This is a genomic window from Pseudomonas sp. A (assembly GCF_056270345.1).
Genome location: NZ_CM149873.1, coordinates 1672804 through 1692207, shown reverse-complemented (window position 1 = coordinate 1692207; position 19404 = coordinate 1672804). Strand labels below are relative to the sequence as shown.

14 protein-coding genes are annotated in these 19404 nt (G+C 66.7%); 10 read left to right on the top strand and 4 right to left on the bottom strand.

Annotated elements, in window-relative coordinates:
* Positions 1-173 precede the first annotated feature (173 nt).
* The 5 genes from AC0MAZ_RS07695 to AC0MAZ_RS07675 all read left to right on the top strand — a co-directional run bounded on the left by AC0MAZ_RS07695 (position 174) and on the right by AC0MAZ_RS07675 (position 6075).
* On the top strand, positions 174-563 hold the full coding sequence (locus AC0MAZ_RS07695) for a YybH family protein (RefSeq protein WP_203648005.1): 390 nt from the start codon (positions 174-176) through the stop codon (positions 561-563).
* A gap of 85 nt (positions 564-648) precedes the next feature.
* Positions 649-2148, top strand: a complete 1500-nt coding sequence (locus tag AC0MAZ_RS07690) for a purine-cytosine permease family protein (protein WP_110735906.1) — start codon at positions 649-651, stop codon at positions 2146-2148.
* A gap of 13 nt (positions 2149-2161) precedes the next feature.
* Positions 2162-3592, top strand: coding sequence for an aldehyde dehydrogenase family protein (locus AC0MAZ_RS07685; RefSeq protein WP_475860811.1), 1431 nt, complete (start codon positions 2162-2164; stop codon positions 3590-3592).
* A gap of 737 nt (positions 3593-4329) precedes the next feature.
* A complete protein-coding gene (locus AC0MAZ_RS07680; RefSeq protein WP_084943163.1) occupies positions 4330-4587 on the top strand; it encodes a hypothetical protein in 258 nt (85 codons plus the stop codon).
* A 270-nt stretch (positions 4588-4857) separates the two neighbouring features.
* Entirely contained in the window at positions 4858-6075 is a 1218-nt protein-coding gene (locus tag AC0MAZ_RS07675) for a DUF3422 domain-containing protein (protein ID WP_254464376.1), read from the top strand.
* A gap of 175 nt (positions 6076-6250) precedes the next feature.
* Here AC0MAZ_RS07675 and AC0MAZ_RS07670 read toward each other — a convergent pair whose 3' ends face one another.
* The 3 genes from AC0MAZ_RS07670 to AC0MAZ_RS07660 all read right to left on the bottom strand — a co-directional run bounded on the left by AC0MAZ_RS07670 (position 6251) and on the right by AC0MAZ_RS07660 (position 10506).
* On the bottom strand, positions 6251-8653 hold the full coding sequence (locus tag AC0MAZ_RS07670; RefSeq protein WP_475860810.1) for a DUF3772 domain-containing protein: 2403 nt from the start codon (positions 8651-8653) through the stop codon (positions 6251-6253).
* A gap of 54 nt (positions 8654-8707) precedes the next feature.
* Entirely contained in the window at positions 8708-9766 is a 1059-nt protein-coding gene (gene ada, locus AC0MAZ_RS07665; RefSeq protein WP_475860809.1) for a bifunctional DNA-binding transcriptional regulator/O6-methylguanine-DNA methyltransferase Ada, read from the bottom strand.
* A 113-nt stretch (positions 9767-9879) separates the two neighbouring features.
* Positions 9880-10506, bottom strand: a complete 627-nt coding sequence (locus tag AC0MAZ_RS07660; RefSeq protein ID WP_475860808.1) for a DNA-3-methyladenine glycosylase family protein — start codon at positions 10504-10506, stop codon at positions 9880-9882.
* 168 nt (positions 10507-10674) lie between these two features.
* Between AC0MAZ_RS07660 and AC0MAZ_RS07655 the strand changes: the two genes are divergently transcribed.
* From AC0MAZ_RS07655 to AC0MAZ_RS07645, 3 genes are all read left to right on the top strand, one after another.
* Positions 10675-11190, top strand: coding sequence for a sigma-70 family RNA polymerase sigma factor (locus AC0MAZ_RS07655; RefSeq protein WP_475860807.1), 516 nt, complete (start codon positions 10675-10677; stop codon positions 11188-11190).
* Positions 11183-12133 carry a FecR domain-containing protein gene (locus AC0MAZ_RS07650; RefSeq protein ID WP_232854753.1) on the top strand — a complete coding sequence of 317 codons (951 nt, stop codon included), beginning with the start codon at positions 11183-11185 and terminating at the stop codon, positions 12131-12133. Before AC0MAZ_RS07655 ends, AC0MAZ_RS07650 begins: the two co-directional genes overlap by 8 nt.
* Before the next feature lie 95 nt (positions 12134-12228).
* Positions 12229-14703 carry a TonB-dependent siderophore receptor gene (locus AC0MAZ_RS07645; protein WP_475860806.1) on the top strand — a complete coding sequence of 825 codons (2475 nt, stop codon included), beginning with the start codon at positions 12229-12231 and terminating at the stop codon, positions 14701-14703.
* 37 nt (positions 14704-14740) lie between these two features.
* Here the strand turns inward: AC0MAZ_RS07645 and metE are convergent, their stop codons facing one another.
* On the bottom strand, positions 14741-17029 hold the full coding sequence (gene metE, locus AC0MAZ_RS07640) for a 5-methyltetrahydropteroyltriglutamate--homocysteine S-methyltransferase (RefSeq protein ID WP_475860805.1): 2289 nt from the start codon (positions 17027-17029) through the stop codon (positions 14741-14743).
* A 351-nt stretch (positions 17030-17380) separates the two neighbouring features.
* Here metE and AC0MAZ_RS07635 point away from each other — a divergent pair, with 351 nt between their 5' ends.
* Together AC0MAZ_RS07635 and AC0MAZ_RS07630 are read left to right on the top strand one after the other, a co-directional pair.
* Positions 17381-18868, top strand: a complete 1488-nt coding sequence (locus AC0MAZ_RS07635; protein WP_475860804.1) for a methylenetetrahydrofolate reductase C-terminal domain-containing protein — start codon at positions 17381-17383, stop codon at positions 18866-18868.
* Positions 18869-18950: 82 nt separating this feature from the next.
* Positions 18951-19382, top strand: coding sequence for a DUF2846 domain-containing protein (locus AC0MAZ_RS07630; protein ID WP_475860803.1), 432 nt, complete (start codon positions 18951-18953; stop codon positions 19380-19382).
* Positions 19383-19404 lie beyond the last annotated feature (22 nt).

Genomic DNA, 19404 nt, shown 5'->3' with positions numbered 1-19404 from the left:
GATGACGTCAAGGCTGTCGACACCTTAGCCAGTGGCAACACCCGGGTAAAGCACAGCACCCCATTGGTTCACGATTTCCTGAACTGATTATTTGCCCACAGCGATTTTTCCCCTCGCCCACCGCCACCAGAATCGCTTCACCAACAATCACAATAAACCGTGAGGCCACTCCCGTGGACCAGACACTCCAGGTACGGCAGGCCGCCGCCGACCTCGTCGCCGCCTTCGCCAGCAACGACAGCGCCCGCTACTTCGCCTGCTTCAGCGAAGACGCCACCTTTCTTTTCCACACCGTGCCGCAACCGCTGCTGTCACGCCGCGCCTATGAAGAACTCTGGGCCAGCTGGCAGGCAGACGGATTCGCCGTGCTCGGCTGTGAGTCCAGCAACGCGCAGGTGAGCCTGCAGGGCGACGTGGCGATCTTCATGCACGATGTAGCCACGCGCCTGCGCGTGGCCGGCGAAACCCTCGACCTGAACGAGCGCGAGACCATCGTCTTCCGCTTGCACGGGGAACGCTGGCTGGCCTGCCACGAGCACCTGTCGGTCATCTCGCCGGCCTGATTCCCTTAAGCGGCCCTGCCGCACTGCCATCGCACCCACAACAAGGCCGCCCGACGGCCGACAACATTCGCGCTGGAGCACCACCATGAGCCACTCGACCGGTATCGAGACCAATGGCGTCGAACAGATCCCCGACGATCAACGCGACGCCGCCCCGCTGGACCTGTTCCGCCTGATCTTCGGCGGCGCCAACACCTTCGCCACCGCCGTGCTGGGCAGCTTCCCGGTGCTGTTCGGGCTGTCATTCCAGGCCGGGGTCTGGGCGATTTTGCTCGGCGTCGGCGTGGGCGCGCTGATCCTCGCGCCGATGGGCCTGTTCGGCGCGCTCAACGGCACCAACAACGCGGTATCGTCCGGCGCACACTTTGGCGTGCACGGGCGTATCGTCGGCTCGTTCCTGTCGTTGCTGACCGCCGTGGCGTTCTTCTCGCTGTCGGTGTGGAGCTCGGGCGATGCCCTGGTCGGCGGCGCCAAGCGCCTGGTCGGCCTGCCGGAAACCGACCTGACCCTGGGCCTGGCCTACGGCCTGTTCGCGGTGCTGGTGCTGGTGGTGTGCATCTTTGGTTTTCGCTTCATGCTGTGGGTCAACAAGATCGCGGTGTGGGCCTCGAGCCTGCTGTTCCTGCTGGGCATCTTCGCCTTCGCCGGGCCCTTTGACGCGGGCTACGCCGGCAGCGTCAACCTCGGCCAGGCCGGTTTCTGGGCGGCGTTCGTCGGCGCGGCGATCCTGGCCATGAGCAACCCGGTGTCTTTCGGCGCGTTCCTCGGCGACTGGTCGCGCTATATCCCTCGCGAAACCGCCAAGTCACGCATCATGCTGGCGGTGATCCTGGCCCAGGCCGCCACGCTGATCCCGTTCCTGTTCGGCCTGTGCACCGCCACCCTGGTGGCCAGCCAGGCGCCGGACTACATCGCCGCCAACAACTACGTCGGCGGCCTGCTGGCGATCTCGCCGGGCTGGTTCTTCCTGCCGGTGTGCCTGATCGCGGTGATCGGCGGCATGTCCACCGGCACCACGGCGCTGTACGGCACCGGCCTGGACATGTCCAGCGTGTTCCCGCGCCTGCTCAGCCGCGCCGCCGCCACCCTGCTGATCGGCGTGCTGGCCATCGGCTTCATCTTCGTCGGCCGCTTCACCTTCAACCTGGTGCAGAGCGTGTCGACTTTCGCCGTGCTGATCATCACCTGCACAAGCCCGTGGATGGTGATCATGATCCTCGGCCTGATCACCCGCCGCGGCTTCTACCACGCCGACGACCTGCAGGTGTTCACCCGTGGCCAGCAGGGCGGTCACTACTGGTTCGACCATGGCTGGAACTGGCGCGGCATGGGCGCGTGGGTCCCCAGCGCGGCCATCGGCCTGTGCTTCGTCAACCTGCCCGGGCAGTTCGTCGGCCCGCTGGGCGAACTGGCCGGCGGTATCGACCTGAGCCTGCCGGTGACCCTCGGCATCGCCGCCGTGCTGTACCTGATCCTGCTCAACCTGTTCCCTGAACCCGCTGGCGTGTACGGCCCTCGTGGCCCGCGCTGGGTGCGCTGCAAAAGTACGCCCGTAAAGCCCGTGACCACCGCCGAAATGGCCTGACTGGAATCCGACCATGACCACACCTCACTACATCGACGGCCGCTGGGTCGAAGGCCAGGGCAGCGACTGCATCGTTGTGCACAACCCGTCCGACGGTCAGCCGTTCGCCGAACTGATGGCCGCCAGCAGCGCCCAGGTCGACCAGGCCGTGGCCGCCGCGCGCCGTGCTCTGGCATCGTGGAAGACGGTCAGCGCCGCCGAGCGCGCCACCTACCTGCGCGGCTTCGCCGAACAGCTGGGTCAGCGCCGCGACGAACTGATCGCCCTGCAGATGCGCAACAACGGCAAGCCGCGCCATGAGGCCGAAATCGACCTGGACGACGCCATCGCCACTTTCGCCTATTACGCAGACCTCGCCGAGCAACTGCCGGCGAAGAACCGCGACGTGCCCCTGGCCGCGCCGGGCTTCACTGCCCGCACCCGTCTGGAACCGGTGGGCGTGGTCGGCCTGATCGTGCCGTGGAACTTCCCGCTGGTGACCAGTGCCTGGAAGCTCGCCCCGGCCCTGGCGGCCGGCTGCACCGTGGTGCTCAAACCTTCCGAGGTCACCCCGCTGATCGAGCAGGCCTACGGCCAGATCGCCGAGGTGCTGGGCCTGCCGGCCGGCGTGCTGAACATCGTGGGCGGCAAGGCCGAGACCGGCGCCGCCCTGAGTGGTCACAATGGCCTGGACAAACTGTCGTTCACCGGCAGCAACGGCGTTGGCAGCCAGGTGATGCGCGCCGCCGCCGCCCAATGCCGCCCAGTGACGCTGGAGCTGGGTGGCAAGTCGGCCATCGTGGTGTTCGACGATTGCGATGTCGACCAGGCGGTGGAGTGGATCGTCGCCGGCATCACCTGGAACGCCGGGCAGATGTGCTCGGCCACCTCGCGCCTGCTGGTGCAGGACGGCATCGCCGACGCCCTGCTGCCGCGCTTGCAGGCGGCGCTGGAAGCATTGCGGGTGGGCAACCCGCTGGCGGAAGAAGTGGACATGGGACCGCTGACCAGCCAGGCGCAGTGGCTCAAGGTCGCCGGCTATTTCGCCACCGCCCGCGAAGAGGGCCTGAAGTGCCTGGCCGGCGGCAAGGCGCTGGACCGTGACGGCTGGTTCGTCAGCCCGACGCTGTACGTGGATGTGCCAGTGAGCAGCCGCCTGTGGAGCGAGGAGATCTTCGGCCCGGTGCTGTGCGCACGGCGCTTCGGCAACGAGGCCGAGGCCATCGCCCAGGCCAACGACAGCCGCTTCGGGCTGGTGGCCACTGTCTGCTCCGCCGACCTGGACCGCGCCGAGCGCGTGGCCGATGCGCTGGAGGTCGGGCATGTGTGGATCAATTCGGTGCAGGCGGTGTTCGTCGAAACCTCGTGGGGCGGGACCAAGGGCAGCGGCATTGGCCGAGAGCTTGGGCCTTGGGGGCTTTCGGGGTATCAGTCGGTGAAGCATGTGACGCGGTGTTTGGGGTGAGTAGCTGAGCCCTTTCACAGGGCGCGTGAGGCTGGCAGGTGTTCGACGGCAGCCTTGCAGCGCCTGCGAGATCGAGCGCCGCCCGCGCGGCGCATCGCGACGCAAGGCCGCTCCTACATTTGTTGCAACGTGCCGAACCTGTCAGGCCATGGTTGCCCGCCTTGGTGCATGCCTTGAGACAGGTGAGGCGCCAGTGGTGCCTACACTGAAACCGCGTCGTACCAACAAGGCGGACCCGGTAATGGCACAGGATTGATTGGCCCGAAACAGATGTAGGAGCGGCCTTGCGTCGCGATGCGCCGCGCGGGCGGCGCTCGATCTCATAAGCGCTGCAAGGCTATCGGCGAACACAAGGTCGCCTTCTCGCGATATCACTTGGAACCCATCGCGGGTCAAGCCCGCTCCCACGACAATCAACACCTCTTCAGCCGTAAGACATTTCCGAACCTGAAACAAAGTGCTTCAAAGCAGAACAGCTTGGGAATTACCCTACGCACGCTGCCGACGCGTCTGAATTGTCGAGGGCCATCAGCAGGACTAACTTCCCCAGGTCGTCGTTCTGACGATCAGGTGTGAGAGCCTGAGATCTGGTTTGCAGCCTTTGCGGCAGCTGTGCGCGGGCAGGATTCGTCCTGGCCGGGTTCCCAGGTTTCCGGTCTCTCACCCTGCGTACAGCTGCCACCCAATCCTGTGAGAGGGATCAGCGTGCAGCTCCTGACTAACCTGGGAGATTCGCGATGAAAAAGATCGTTCCTGATCCACCCCCTGCCAAATCGCTCAACCGCCCCTTCTTCACCATCAACGACGATATGCCCACCACCGAAGCGCTGCTTCACGCCATCCAGCTGATGCGCGGTATCGAAGACACCATCGACGAGTACTGCTGCGCCCTGGCCGGCGAACCCGGGCTGGGGATGCTGGTGAACGCCGCGCACAACGTGCAGATGGGGCGGGCACTGGCGGAGCATGCATTGAACCGCTGCTCTTGCGGCTGACGCCAAGAGACCTGCCCTGCACGATCCCTGTAGGAGCGGCCTTGTGCCGCGAAAGGGGCGCGAAGCGGCCCCAGGCTCTGCGCCACAAGACAGATCGCCGGGGCCGCTTTGCGGCCCTTTCCGGCCGGTCCGACGCCTCGGCAAGGCCGCTCCTACACAGGCAGGTGTAAATCCCGAACACACGGCCCCGGCACCCCGTGACTTTTGCCCTGCCCTGCGAAGTCACACCTCCTGGTAGCCCCACAATCACAACACCAGGCCAGCCCACCCATGCATCCTCTTCGCACCGCCCTGCACAACGAACTGCACGCCCGCCCGTCGCTGTACTTCGACGACCCGGCGCATGTCTTCCACCTTGCCGTGCTCGGCGACGCCAGCGCCTGCCAGGCCCTGTTGCAACGCTGCTGCCCCGAGGCCCCCGATACCCATGCGGCCCAGGGCATCACCCGGCTGTACGGCCACCCGTTCAAGTGGGAACGCCACACCGAATTCTTCACCCTGACCCTGGTGGTGCCCTGCACGACCCACGACAGCGACTGGCAACCCCTGCCCGCCGTGCTCGCCGAGGCCATCGCCCCGCAGGCGGCGCAGGTGATCAACGCCGTGCAGGTACTGGTTCGCGACGAACAGGACCTCGACCTCGGCCGCTATGGCTTCAAGGACCCCTGCGGGTCCAGCGTCGGCGGCGGCGATGCGGTGGTGTGGAGCGATTTCCGCCTGACCGAGGACGGCACCAACCGCTTCCTGTTCATCAACCGCCGGCTCAACGCCTACCGCCAGGGCCGCATGATCCGCCGCCTGCTGGAGATCGAGACCTACCGCATGATGGCCTCGCTGACCCTGGACACGGCCAAGGCCCTGAGCCAGGAGCTGGACGACTTCGACGCCACCCTGGTGAGCCTTTCCGAGCGCGGCGCCAGCAGCGCGGCACACGACTCCAAGGCCCTGCTCGAAGCCATCGCCCACCTGTCGCGCCAGGTGGTCGACCGCACGGTGCAGACCCGCCATCGTTTCGGCGCCAGTCAGGCCTATGCGCAGCTGGTGTTCGAACGCCTGGGCGAACTGCGAGAGAGCCATGTCGCCGACTGCCAGCGCCTGGGGGTGTTCATCGAGCGACGCTTCAAGCCGACCCTGCGCTACTGCGCGGCCACCGAGCAGCGGCTGGAACAGCTGGCGAAGAACGTCGCCAACCTGGGCGACTTGTTGCAAGCCCGGGTACAGGTAGAGATGGAGGAGCAGAACGCCGAGATCCTGCGCAGCCTCAATGCCCGGGCCGACGCCCAGGTGAAGATCCAGCGGGCGGTGGAAGGCTTGTCGATCATTGCCATCACCTACTACCTGCTGAACCTGTTCAAGCTGCTGTATGGCGGGTTGAATGTGCTGGGGGCGGGATTGACGGCGCGGGAGGCGATGCTGGGGATGGCACCGGTGGCGGGGTTGGTGCTGCTGGTCATCCTGCTGCGGATTCGACGAGCCAAGCAGCATTGAAAACATCGCGAGGCCAACCCGCGTCATCAATTCTTGCACGATCCCTGTAGGAGCGGCCTTGCGCCGCGAAAGGGCCGCGTAGCGGCCCCAGATTTCAGTGTTGAGCAAAGATCGTCGGGGCCGCTTTGCGGCCCTTTCGCGGCACAAGGCCGCTCCTACAAGAGCCGAGATGGCCTCACGCCGGCTCGTCGGCCGGTCGCCCATTCTCCTGCACCAACACCATGCTCTGCGGCGACGACAGGGCGATGCCCTCGTCGCGCAAGCGCCCGAGAATGGTAAACAGCAGGTCGCTGCGCGTGCTCGACACCTGTCGCGGCGAGGCCACGTAGCCACTGACCGCAATCACCATGCCACTGCTGGTCAGGTCCTTGAAGGTCACCGACGTGGCCGGCGCGTCGAGGATCGACTCATGCTCCTTGTACGCCGCCAGCAGTAGCTCGCGCACATGGTTGGCATCGGTTTCCAGCGGCAGTGTCAGGGTAACGCTGACCACCCCCAGGGCATTGGCCATGGTCACGTTGCGCACGTTCTGCGAGATGAACTGCGAGTTGGGCACGATCACCGTCGAGCGGTCGGACATCTGGATCTCGGTGGCGCGCACGTTGATCCGGCGAATATCACCCTCGACACCGGCCAGGCTCACCCAGTCGCCCACCTTCACCGGACGCTCGGTGAGCAGGATCAGGCCGGAGATGAAGTTCTGCACGATCTGCTGCAGGCCGAAACCGATACCCACCGACAGCGCACTGACCACCCAGGTCAGGCTGGTCAGGTTGATGTGCAGGGTGGACATCACCAGCATGGCCAGGAACAGGAAGCCCAGGTAGCCGACCAGGGTCACCAGCGAGGCGCGCATGCCGGCGTCCATGTCGGTTTCCGGCAGCAGTCGCTCGCTCAGCCAGCGCTTGACCACGCGAATGGCGAACCAGCCTCCGAGGAAGATCGCCACGGCCAGGAAGATGTCCTGGGGCACGATGTTCAGGTTGCCCAGCACCTTGCCGCCGGTGCCGTCCCAGTCCGCCAGGCTCAGCAGCAGCTCGCCCGGGCTGGTGCCCGAAGGCATGAACACCAGCAACGCGGCGGCGAACAGCAGCAGCGTGCGGCCGATGCCCGCCAGCACGGTGCTGGCCTGGGCCTGGTGGCGTTGCTGCAGGCCAAGCGCCGAGGCCAGCGCCAGGCCACCGGGCTGGCGCGGCGACAGCAAGGTCTCGCACAGGTCGCCGAACACCGTGACCAGCAGGTAGGCACAGACCACCACCACGCTGATCCACAGCAGCTTGGCGGTAAGGAAGTAGGCCAGCGTCAGGTAGCCGGCAAGCAGGGTCAGCAGGATCGCCAGCACCCACACCACGATCACGAACGGGATCAGCCCGGCCAGGCCCTTGGGCCGCTCCAGGTCATGCTGGCGGTGGGCACGGCGATAGCGCAGCAGGGCCACGACGAACAGCAACGACACCACCAGCGCGGTCAGGCCGTTGGTGGCCAGGGTCAGCGCCAGGCTGGTGCCGATCACACTGTTGATGCGCTCCTGGGTCAGCAGCACCATCAGCGCCAGGGCCAGTACCTTGGGGAACCAGCCCAGGGCGCTGGCCACTTCGTCGGCGATCGGCGGCAGGCGCCAGGACGGACGCTGCAACATCAGCATGGCGCGGCCCAGGCCCGAAATGAAGGCACTGAAGATCACCAGGGTGAGGATGTGGTTGGTCAGGCTGGCGAGGTCCGTGCCCAGATCCGCGCTGCTCTCCAGGCCCCAGCGCAGTAACGACACGGAGCCGGAGATGGTGCCCAGGGTCGCCAGGCTGACGCTCAGCGCCAGGGCGCTGCGACGCAGGCGGCCTTCGGGCAGCCAGCGGATCATCGCGTCGGCCAGCAGGCGCTCCAGCACCCGGCGCACCAGGGTCCAGACCAGCACCGCCGCCACCAGCGCGGTGATGAACAGCCATCGGTGCTCGGCGCTGAAGGCGCTGGCCATGGCGTCCGACACCTCGCCACGCAGGTCGCGCAGGCGCGCCACGTCGTCGTCGGTGGGGCGGATCAGGCTCGACCAGAACGCCGGGCTCAGCGGGCTGGCGGCGCGGCTGGTGATCTGCGAGTTGAACAGGCTACGGCGCAGGTTGACGATCTGTGTCGACAGGTCACGGGCCGACTGGGTCAGCGTGGTGGCGTCCTTCTGCTCGGCGACCAGCTTGTTCTTTTCGTCGTTGAGCTGCTTGCGCTGGCGGGTCAGGCTCTCGGCCTCCTCCTCCAGCGGCGGGCCGAGCACGTTGAGCTGGTCGTCCAGGCGCTGCACGTCGGCGGTGCGCTGGGTGACCAGCACATCGGCCTGGCGCTGCACCTGCAAGGCCGACTGGCGCAACTGCGCGAGCAGGTCGTCGTTGGCGTTGCTGGTGACGCCCTGGCGGATCTGGTCGAGCCGTTCGCTCAACTCCTCCAGGCTGGCGTTCTCGTCCAGCACTTGCTGCTCGGCCACGGCCAGGCGCGATACCGGCGTGGCTGGCGCGGCCCAGGCCGGCACGGCCAGGCACAACAGCAGGGCGAAAATCCCCGCATAGAATCGGTCAAGGCTGACACGCCTCATCGAATGTTCCTCTACACAACTCGACAGGGCGTGAATTCTACGCGGTCTGGAGGCTCAGGAGAGTGCCGTCTCTCGGTCCAGCAGTTGGCGCTTGCGTTCGATGCCCCAACGGTAGCCGCTGAGGTCGCCGTCGCGGCGCACCACCCGGTGGCAGGGAATGGCCACGGCGATCGCGTTGGCCGCGCAGGCCTGGGCCACTGCCCGCACGGCCTTGGGCGCGCCGATGCGCTCGGCGATATCGGTGTAGCTGACCGTGGTCCCGGCCGGCACCTCGCGCAGCGCCTGCCAGACCCGCTCCTGGAACGCGGTGCCCTGCACATCCAGGGGCAGCGCCAGGCCCAGGGCCGGGGCCTCGACGAAGCCGACCACCTCGGCCACCAGCCGCTCGAAGGCATCATCGCCGCCGATCAGCTGGGCCTTGGGGAACTTGTCCTGCAGGTCCTTGAGCAAGGGCTCGGGCTCGTCACCGAGCAGGATCGCGCAGATGCCCCGTTCGCTCTGGGCCACCAGGATCGCGCCGAGGGCGCATTGGGCCAGGGCAAAGCGGATGGTCGCGCCCTGGCCGCCGGCACGGTATTCCCTGGGGCGCATGCCCAGACGCTCGCCGGCGCTTTCGTAGAAGCGGCTGTTGGAGTTGTAGCCAGCGTCGAAGATGGCTTCGGTGACGCTGCCGGCGGCGTCCAGGCGCTCGCGCAGACGCTGGGCGCGGAAGGCCGAGGCGTAGGCCTTGGGGGTCAGGCCGGTCTCGGCCTTGAACAGGCGGTGCAGGTGAAACGGGCTGACGTTCAGTTCGCTGCCGAGCTGGTCGAGGTTGGGTGCGGTCTCGCTGGCCTCGATCAGGCGGCAGGCGCGGGCCACAAGCTCAGTGCGCCGGCTGCCCTGCCCGCCCTTGCAGCGCTTGCACGGGCGGTAGCCGGCGGCCTCGGCCTGGGTGGCGTTGCCGAAGAACTCGACGTTCTCGCGCTTGGCCAGGCGTGATTTGCAGGCGGGCTGGCAATACACGCCGGTGGTGCGCACGGCGTAGACGAAATGGCCGGTGGCGGCGGTGTCGCGGGCCTGCACGGCGTGCCAGCGTTCGGCGGCGGTGGTGTAGGTGGTCGGGGCGGGGGTCATGACGCCTCTCCTGCTAAGTGATGCGATGAGCGTGGCTGGGTATCGAGCAGCGAACACTCCGAATCTTGCGTTGTCTTTGCCCGCGAAGAGGCCAGTGCGGCAGCCCACCCTCTTCAAACCCGCCACAGGTACCAGGCCGCCACAGTGCGATACGGGCTCCACGCCCCGCCCAATACCCGCATCTGCGCAGGCGTCGGCGCCTTGTCCAGCCCCTTCATGCGCCGATACCCCTCGCGCACGCCAAAATCATCCACCGGCAGGATATCCGATCGTTCCAGGCTGTAGATCAGCAGCATTTCCACGGTCCAGCGCCCCACCCCGCGCAACGCCACCAGGCGTTCGACCAGTGCGGCATCCGACATGCGCAGCGCCTCGTCCCGGCTGGGCACCACGCCTGCCACACGCGCCTGGGCGATCCCGTGAACCGTGGCGATCTTGCTCGCGGAAAACCCACAGGCGCGCATCGCCTCCGGCGTCACCGCCAGCATCTGTTCGGGCGAGGGAAACGCATCCTCCGGGAACAGCGCCAGCAATCGCCCGAGGATCGCCTCGGCCGCCCGCGCATGCAACTGCTGGTAGGCGATGGCCCGCACCAGCGCCTCGTACGGCTCGCGCCCGGGCGTGGCACGGTGCAGGCAAGGCCCCACGGCGGCAATATGCCGCGCCCAGTCCGGGTCCTGCCCGGCCAGCCAGGCGGCGGCATCGTCAAAGGCCTGCGGGGAAAGGTCTGCAAGGATCATCAAGGGCATTCGCTCACGTCACGATCCTCCAGCCTAGCGCAACCGTTCATCGGTGAAACGCTCAATCTTGCTCATCGAATTACTGGCATACCATTGATCCGCCCGCAACGCCCCGCATAGAATTGAGAACTATTAACAATCACATTATCCGGGCAGGCTCTCCAGACGATGCAGATCGAAGACACGCTGAAACCGGCCCAGGTCGATCTGCTCTATCAGGCGCACCACCGCTGGCTGCGCGGCTGGCTCGGTGCCCGGGTCGGCTGCCGTGAGCACGCCGCGGACCTGGCCCAGGACACCTTCGTGCGCCTGCTCAAGGCGCGCCAGGTCTCGCCGCTCAAGGAGCCACGGGCCTACCTGAGCAGCATCGCCCGCGGCCTGATGATCGACCAGTTCCGCCGCCGCGCCCTGGAAAAAGCCTACCTCGAGAGCCTGGCCTGCCTGCCCGAGCTGGAAGCCCCCAGCGAGGAACAGCGCCTGCTGATCCTCGACACCCTCGAACGCCTCGACCGCGCCCTGCAACGCCTCAAGCCACGAGTACGCCAGGCGTTCCTGCTGGCCCAGCTCGACGGCCTCACCCTCACCCAGGTCGCGCAACGCCTGGACGTCTCCCGGGCCACGGTCGAGCGCGACCTGGCCAAGGCCCTGGGTGTCTGCTACCGGATCCGCTACGCCGATGCCTGACCAGAACCCGACCCAGGCCCAGGTCGACCAGGCCATCGAATGGCTGGTGAAACTGCGCTACGACAGCCCCGGCCCACGCAGCGAACAGCAGTTCCAGCGCTGGCTGGCCAGCCACCCGCAGCATGCCCAGGCCTGGCAGCGGGTCAGCAGCCTCGGTGACGAACTGGCCAGCCTGCCCGCCGAGTTGAGCCGCCAGACCCTGGCCGGCAGCGAACGCCGCCGCATGAGCCGGCGCGACCACCTCAAGCTGCTGTCGCTGCTGGCGCTCGGCGCCAGCGTCGGCTGGGCCGCGCGCGAGCCCCTGGGCCTGCCGGCGCTGATGGCCGACAGCCGCACCGCCACCGGCGAGCGCCGCGAGCTGCTGGGCAGTGACGGCAGCCTGATCCGCCTGAACACCGCCAGCGCCATCGACCTGCGCTACAGCGCCGAGCAGCGCCGGCTGACCCTGCTGCGCGGCGAGGTCAGCCTGGACGGCAACGCCAACGACAACCGCCCGTTCAGCATCGACACCCGCGTCGGCGCCCTGAGCACCCAGGGCGGCCAACTGCTGCTGCGGGAAAATGCCCAGGGCCTGCTGCTGGCCGTGCGCCGGGGCGAGGTGACGCTGTTCCCCGCCTCTGCCGCCGCGCATCGGGTCAAGCCCGGCGAGGTGCTGCAGGTGTTCGCCCAGGGCGACTTCCAGCCCGCCACCCTGCACAACGACCCCTGGGGCTGGACCGACGGCGTGCTCAGCGTGCAGCAGATGCCCCTGGGCGAGTTCATCGACGAACTGTCGCGCTACCGCCCCGGCCTGCTGCGCTGCGCGCCTGAAGTCGCCGGGCTGAAGGTTTCCGGCACCTTCCAGCTGGCCGACACCGACCAGATCCTGCTGCTGGTAGCCCGTAGCCTGCCGGTGCGCGTCGACTACCGCACACGCTTCTGGGTGAGCATCGGCGCCGCCTGAAAACATCGCAAAAATAAATGAGGTGGAATCTCATTCTCGTCCGGCCTGAAGGAAACAAGCCCGAACAGTGGTCTGCCAACCTTCAGGAGCGCTTCATGATCCGCCCGTGTTCCCCCCGCAACGCCCCCCTGCGCCATGCCATCCGCGCCGCCGCCCTGGGCCTGGGCGTGGCCTGCGCCGGCCTGCCGCCGACCCTCGCCCTTGCCGCGCCCGCCAGCCAGAGCCAGCAGCGCGACTGGAATATCCCGGCCGGCCCGCTGGCCGCCGCGCTGGACCAGCTGGCGCGCCAGGGCGGGCTGAACCTGTCGTTCGACGCCACCAGCCTGCGGGGCAAGACCACCCAGGGCGTGCAAGGCCGGCATGACAGTGCCCAGGCCCTGCAGATCCTGCTGCAAGGCAGCGACGTGCAGGTCCAGCAGGAAAGCGACAAGAGCTTCCTGCTGCTCCCGGCCCTGGACGTCGGCGACGCCCTGCAGCTGGGCGCCACCAGCATCTCCAGCAACCGCCTGGGCGAGACCACCGAGCATAGCGGCTCCTACACCACCGGGGCGGTGACCATCGGCAAGACCCCGCAAAGCATCCGCCACACCCCGCAGTCGGTGACCGTGGTTACCCGCCAACGGATCGACGACCAGAACATCACCAACCTCACCAACCTGCTCGAACAGACCCCCGGCGTGGTGGTCAACCTCACCGACAGCGAGCGGGTGCAGTACTACTCGCGCGGCTACCAGATCGACGCCATCCAGTACGACGGCGCCACCGTGGTGCAGAGCAGCGGCGGCGGCTCGTTCATCCAGAGCGACTCAGCGATCCTCGACCGCGCCGAGGTCCTGCGCGGCGCCACCGGCATGCTGCGCGGCGCCGGCAACCCCTCGGGCACCGTCAACCTGGTGCGCAAGCGCCCCACCTACGAGTTCCAGGGCGAAGGCAGCGTCACTCTCGGCACCTGGGACGCCCAGCGCTACGTCGCCGACCTCTCCGGGCCGCTGACCGAGACCGGCAACGTGCGTGGCCGGGTGATCGCGGTGCACGACGAGAAGGACCACTTCCAGCAATCGCGCCAGGAGCGCAAGGACGTGCTGTACGGGGTGATGGCCTTCGACCTCGACGACAGCACCACCCTGACCACCGGCCTGGAATGGACCCAGCTCGACGCCACCGGCGCCTGGGGCAACCTGCCGGCCGACTACGACGGCTCGCCGCTGCCGTTCGGTCGCAGCACCTACCTGGGCGCCGACTGGAACCGCTGGAACCGCAGCAACCTGCAGACCTTCGCCGAGCTCGAGCACCGTTTCGACAACGACTGGACGCTCAAGCTGATGGCCCAGCGCACCCACTTCGAGCTGGACGACAACGGCTTCAAGCAGACCTACTTCAGCCGCGCCACCGGCACCGCCAACCCGACCCGCAACCCTTACCTGATGAGCTACCAGGTGACCGAAGGCGATGGCGGCGAAAGTCTGCAGAACAACCTCAGCGCCACCCTCAACGGCCCGTTCGACCTGCTTGGCCGCACCCACGAGCTGATGCTGGGCGTCGAGCGCATCCGCAACGACTCCTACGCCTCGGCCACCAACAATGTGCAGTCGGGCGTGTTCGACATCCGCACCTGGGACCCGAAGACCAGCCTGGCCAACCCGCACATCGACATCACCGCCCACCCGGTGCGCACCCGCACCACCCAGGAAGGCGCCTATGCCACCTGGCGCATCTCCCTGGCCGACCCGCTGACCGCGATCATCGGCGCCCGCGCCAACTGGTACGACTACGAGCAGGAGAACAACACCAAGGCCAGCGGCAAGTTCAGCGTCGACAACGAGATCGTGCCCTACGCCGCGCTGATCTACGACCTCAACGAGAACTTCAGTACCTACGCCAGCTACACCGAGATCTTCAACCCGCAGACCAACACCGATGCCGCCGGCTCCGTGCTCGAGCCGGTCACCGGCGAAGCCTACGAGACGGGGATAAAGGGTGAGTTCTACGAGGGCCGGCTGAACACCTCGCTGGCGTTCTTCCGCATCTACCAGGTCGGCAACGCGCTGGACGACCTCAGCGGGCCGAACCCGTGCCTGCCCAACTACACCAGCGGCTACTGCAAGGTCGCCGCGGGCAAGAACCGCAGCCAGGGCTTCGAACTGGAGATTTCCGGCGAAGTGCTGCCGGGCTGGAACGTGACCGGTGGCTACACCTACAACACCACCGAGTACCTCAAGGACACCACCGGCAACAACGGCAATCCGATCCGCACCACCGACCCCAAGCGCATGCTGCGCCTGTTCACCAGCTATCGCCTGCCGGGCGAGCTGCAGGCCTGGACCGTGGGCGGCGGCGTGCAGGCGCAGAGCGACATCTACAACCGCAGCGGCAGCGCCGAAGCCTCGCAGTCGGGGTATGCGGTGTACAACGCGATGGTCAACTACCGCTTCAACGACAACTATTCGCTGCAGCTGAACGCCAACAACCTGTTCGACAAAAAGTACTACCGGCAGGTGGCGCCGACGCCGACCGGCTACTACTGGGGCGATCCGCGCAATGTCTCGGTGACCCTGCGCGGCACCTTCTGAAGCGCATTGGCTGCCGCATCGGGAGCCAGCGCGGGTTTCAGACTGCGGCGCGCAACGCCCGCGCCGCCGCCACCATGTTCACCAGCGCCGCTTCGGTCTCCGGCCAGGCGCGGGTCTTCAGGCCGCAGTCCGGATTGACCCACAGGCGCTCGGCCGGAATCCGCCGGGCCGCCTTGCGCAGCAAGTTGACCATCTCGTCCTTGCTCGGCACCCGTGGCGAGTGGATGTCGTACACCCCCGGGCCGATCTCGTTCGGGTAGTCGAAGCGCTCGAAGGCCTCCAGCAGCTCCATGTCCGAGCGCGAGGTCTCGATGGTGATCACATCGGCGTCCATCGCCGCGATCGACTCGATCACGTCGTTGAACTCGCTGTAGCACATGTGGGTGTGGATCTGCGTTTCGTCACGCACGCCCGAGGCGCACAGGCGGAAGGCCTCGGTGGCCCACTCCAGGTAGCGCGGCCAGGCACTGCGGCGCAGCGGCAGGCCTTCGCGGAAGGCGGCCTCGTCGATCTGCACGATCCTGATGCCGGCGGCTTCCAGGTCCACCACCTCGTCGCGGAGCGCCAGCGCCAGCTGGCGGGCCTGTACTTCGCGGCTCACATCCTCGCGCGGGAAGGACCACATCAGCATGGTCACAGGGCCCGTCAGCATGCCCTTCATCACCTTGCGGGTCAGGCCCTGGGCGTACTTGATCCAGTCCACGGTCATGGCTTTCGGGCGGCTCAAGTCACCGAAGATCACCGCCGGTTTCACGCAACGCGAGCCATAGCTCTGCACCCAGCCGAAGCGGGTGAACACATAACCGTCCAGTTGCTCGGCGAAGTACTCGACCATGTCGTTGCGCTCGGCCTCGCCGTGGACCAGCACATCCAGGCCAAGGTTTTCCTGGATCTGCACCGCATGGCGGATCTCGCTGTGCATGGCCTCGACGTAGTCCGCCTCGGTCAGCTTGCCCTGCTTGAACGACTGGCGCGCCAGGCGAATCGCCGAGGTCTGCGGGAACGAACCGATGGTGGTGGTCGGGTAGGCTGGCAGGTTCAGCCCGGCACGCTGCTTGGCAATGCGCTGCTCAAAGGCGGTTGCACGCTGGCTGTCGGCGGGCTTGATCGCGGCGACGCGGGCCTGCACCGCCGGCTTGTGGATACGCGGCGAGGTGGCGCGGGCGTGCTGCACGGCGCGGCTCTGCGCCAGCGCTGCGACGACATCGGCCGCCTCGGGCTGGTTGAGTGCCTTGGCCAGCAGCGCCACTTCCTGGCATTTCTGCACGGCGAAGGCCAGCCAACTCTTCAGCTCGTCATCGAGCTGGTCTTCACGCGCCAGGTCCACCGGGCTGTGCAGCAGCGAGCACGACGGTGCCACCCACAGGCGATCACCGAGGCGTTCGTGGGCATGGCGCAGCACGTCCAGTGCCTTGTCCAGGTCGCAGCGCCAGACGTTGCGGCCGTTGACCACGCCCAGCGACAGCACCTTGTAGGCCGGCAGGCGGTCGAGAATGGTCGGGTACTGGTCCGGGGCGCGCACCAGGTCGATGTGCAGGCCATCGACCGGCAGGTTGGCGGCCAGGCCCAGGTTGTCTTCCAGGCCGCCGAAGTAGGTGGCGATCAGCTTTTTCAGCGGTGCGCGCTGGAGGATGTTGTAGACGCGCTCGTAGGCGTTCTTCCAGTCCTGCGGCAGGTCGAGGGCGAGGATCGGCTCGTCGATCTGCACCCACTCCACGCCCTGCACGGCCAGGCGGTTGAGGATCTGGTCATAGAGTGGCAGCAGGCGGTCGAGCAGCTCCAGCTTGTCGAAGTCGGCGCCCTTGGTCTTGCCCAGCCACAGGTAGGTCAGCGGACCGATCAGCACCGGCTTGACCGCGTGGCCCAGGGCCTTGGCTTCCTCAACCTCTTCGAACAGCTGTTCCCAGCTCAAGGCGAACTGCTGGTCGGCGGTGAATTCGGGGACCAGGTAGTGGTAGTTGGTGTCGAACCACTTGGTCATTTCCTGGGCGTGTGCACCACCACAGCAGTTGTCGCTCACCCCTCGGGCCATGGCGAACAGGGTCTGCAGGGTCGGCTTGGCACCGTCCTTGGCACGGAAGCGCTCGGGGATCACGCCGAAGGTCAGCGAGTGGGTGAGCACCTGGTCGTACCAGGCGAAGTCGCCCACCGGCAGCAACTCGATGCCCGCAGCCTTCTGCACCTGCCAGTGCGCGGCGCGCAGGCCACGGCCCACGGCACGCAGGCCGGCTTCGTCCAGCTCACCCCTCCAGAAGGCCTCCTGGGCTTTCTTCAGCTCGCGGTCGCGGCCAATGCGCGGAAACCCCAGGTTGTGTGCCAGTGCCATGTTGTCGTCCCTCGAGCCTTGAATGTGAATGAGGGGATTCTGGGCGCTGTAACAAGGTGAGACAAACTCATTAAATTTGAGATGAACTCAAGATCTGTTCATGATCGGTGATCTGCCTGTAGGAGCGGCCTTGTGCCGCGAAAGGGCCGCAACGCGGCCCCGGCGATCGTTGCATCAACACTGACATCCTGGGGCTGCTGCGCAGCCCTTTCGCGGCACAAGGCCGCTCCTACAGGGGGCTGGGTCGCCTAGGATGTCTCAATCAACACATTCCCCCGCGCAATCAGACATGCCCCACCCGCCAATCTGCCGCACACTGCCACCCTGCCCCAACCCGGTAGCCCGCACCCCATGAGCCTGCTGAAAACGACCCTGGACGCCAACGCCTTCGCCTGCATCCTGGAATTCGTCCCCAAGCCCGGCGCCGAGCGTTTCGCCACCCTCGAAACCCTCATGGCCCGCACCCGGCTGTGCGGCTGGCCCATGACCGTGGCCATCGGCGACCGCGTCGCCAGCGCCCTGGACATGTCGCCGCTGGAGGCCTTCAGCAGTCTCTCGAACCCCGTCCCCGCCCTGCTGCACTTCTCCGGCAAGGACCGCGAACGCCGCGACCTGCTAGCCCAGTTGCAACGCATGGATGCCGCCGGCCTCGACCAGCTCCTGCTGCTCACCGGCGACCGCCTGCCCGGCCACAACCCGGGCGAACGGCCGGTACGCTACCTGGAATCCGTGGCCGCCTTGCAGATCGTCCGCCAGGCCCGCCCCCACTGGCTGCTGGCCGCCGCGCTCAACCCATTCAAGTACCAGGAGGCCGAAGGCGGCGCGCAGTACTGCAAGGCCGAAAAGAAACTCGCCGCCGGCGCCGACCTGTTCATCCTGCAGCTCGGTTTCGATACCGACAAACACCAGGAAGCCTTCGACTGGATGCAGCGCCAGCCCCGGCCCAAGCCACTGATGGCCTGCATCATGGCGCTGACCGAAGGCCGCGCCGGGATGCTCGATCACGTTGCCGGGGTAACCGTCACGCCGTCGATGCGCGCGCTGCTGGCCGCCGAAACGGCGGTGTCCAAGGCCTACGCCAGGGAACGCGCCAACCATCGCCTGGCCTTGCAGGTGATCGGCCTGAAGTTGATGGGCTATGCCGGTGTGCACCTGTCCGGTATCCACGAGGTGGCTCAGTTCGAGGCGCTGGAGCAGGCCATCGATGCGCTGCAAGCGCAGTTCACCTCACTGCAGGACTGGGCCCCGGCCTGGGAAGCGGCCTGGCAGGCACCTGGGCTGACGCCGGTCACCTTCCACCCACCCGGACATGCCTGGCGCTTCGGGCAACGGCAGTTCACCGCCTCCAACAAGGAAAAGGTTCGCTACCACCTGCTGTCGACGATGCACCATCAGCTGTTCAGCCGCACCACGGCCTTGAGCAAGGCCTTCGGCTGGGCCGTGACCCGGCCGCTGTGGGCCAACCCCACCGCAGCACAGTGGCTGCATCAGCTGGAGCGGCGTATCAAACGCCCGATGGTGGGGTGCGATACCTGCGGCAGCTGCCGGCTGGAGGACACGCTCTACATCTGCCCCGAGACCTGCCCCAAAGGCCTGGCGAACGGCCCCTGCGGAGGGACGAACCTGGACCGTTGCGAGTTTGGTGACCGGGAGTGCGTGCACAGTGCCAAGTATCGGCTGGCGGTGAGCGTGGGCCGGACCGAGGTGTTGCGCGAGCGGTTGATTCCTTGCGTGCAGGTGGAGAACCGGCATCGTAGCTCTTGGCCGGTGTGGTTCGACACCACCATGACCAGCCCTCCAACCACACAGGTCGGCGCGACGGCAGAACTCAACGACTGATACTTTCCCTCTTGTTGGAATGCAGCCGCGCACAGCGTATAACCTTTGGCAACCTGGCACTTTGGGAAGATAAGGAAGTCCGATGAGGAAGATGCTCGCTGCTTCGGCACTGTTGCTGCTCTCTGCTTGTGTCACCGTCCCGCAAGGCGATCCGACAGTGGATGCACGAATGAAGCGCTTTGAAAGCACTCCAGGCATGACACGCATCTACATCTATCGAAATGAAACGATGGGTGCTGCAATAAAGTACAACGTGCTGGTCGACGGCCGCATGATCGGTGCAACGGCGGCCCACACCTACCTGGTGGCAGAAGTACCACCTGGGCCGCACACCATTGCTTCCGATGGCGGCACCTTGAGGATGATCAAAGTCGAGGCTCAGCCGGGCAAGAACCTGTTCATCTGGCAGGAGATGAAAATGGGCTTTGGCGCCGCCGATGCCAAGTTGCACGTGGTTTCCGAGGCCGTGGGCCGCAAAGGCGTGCTGGAGACGAAGTTGGTGGGCGGGCTGTGAGCATTGGTTGACACGCTCGTCG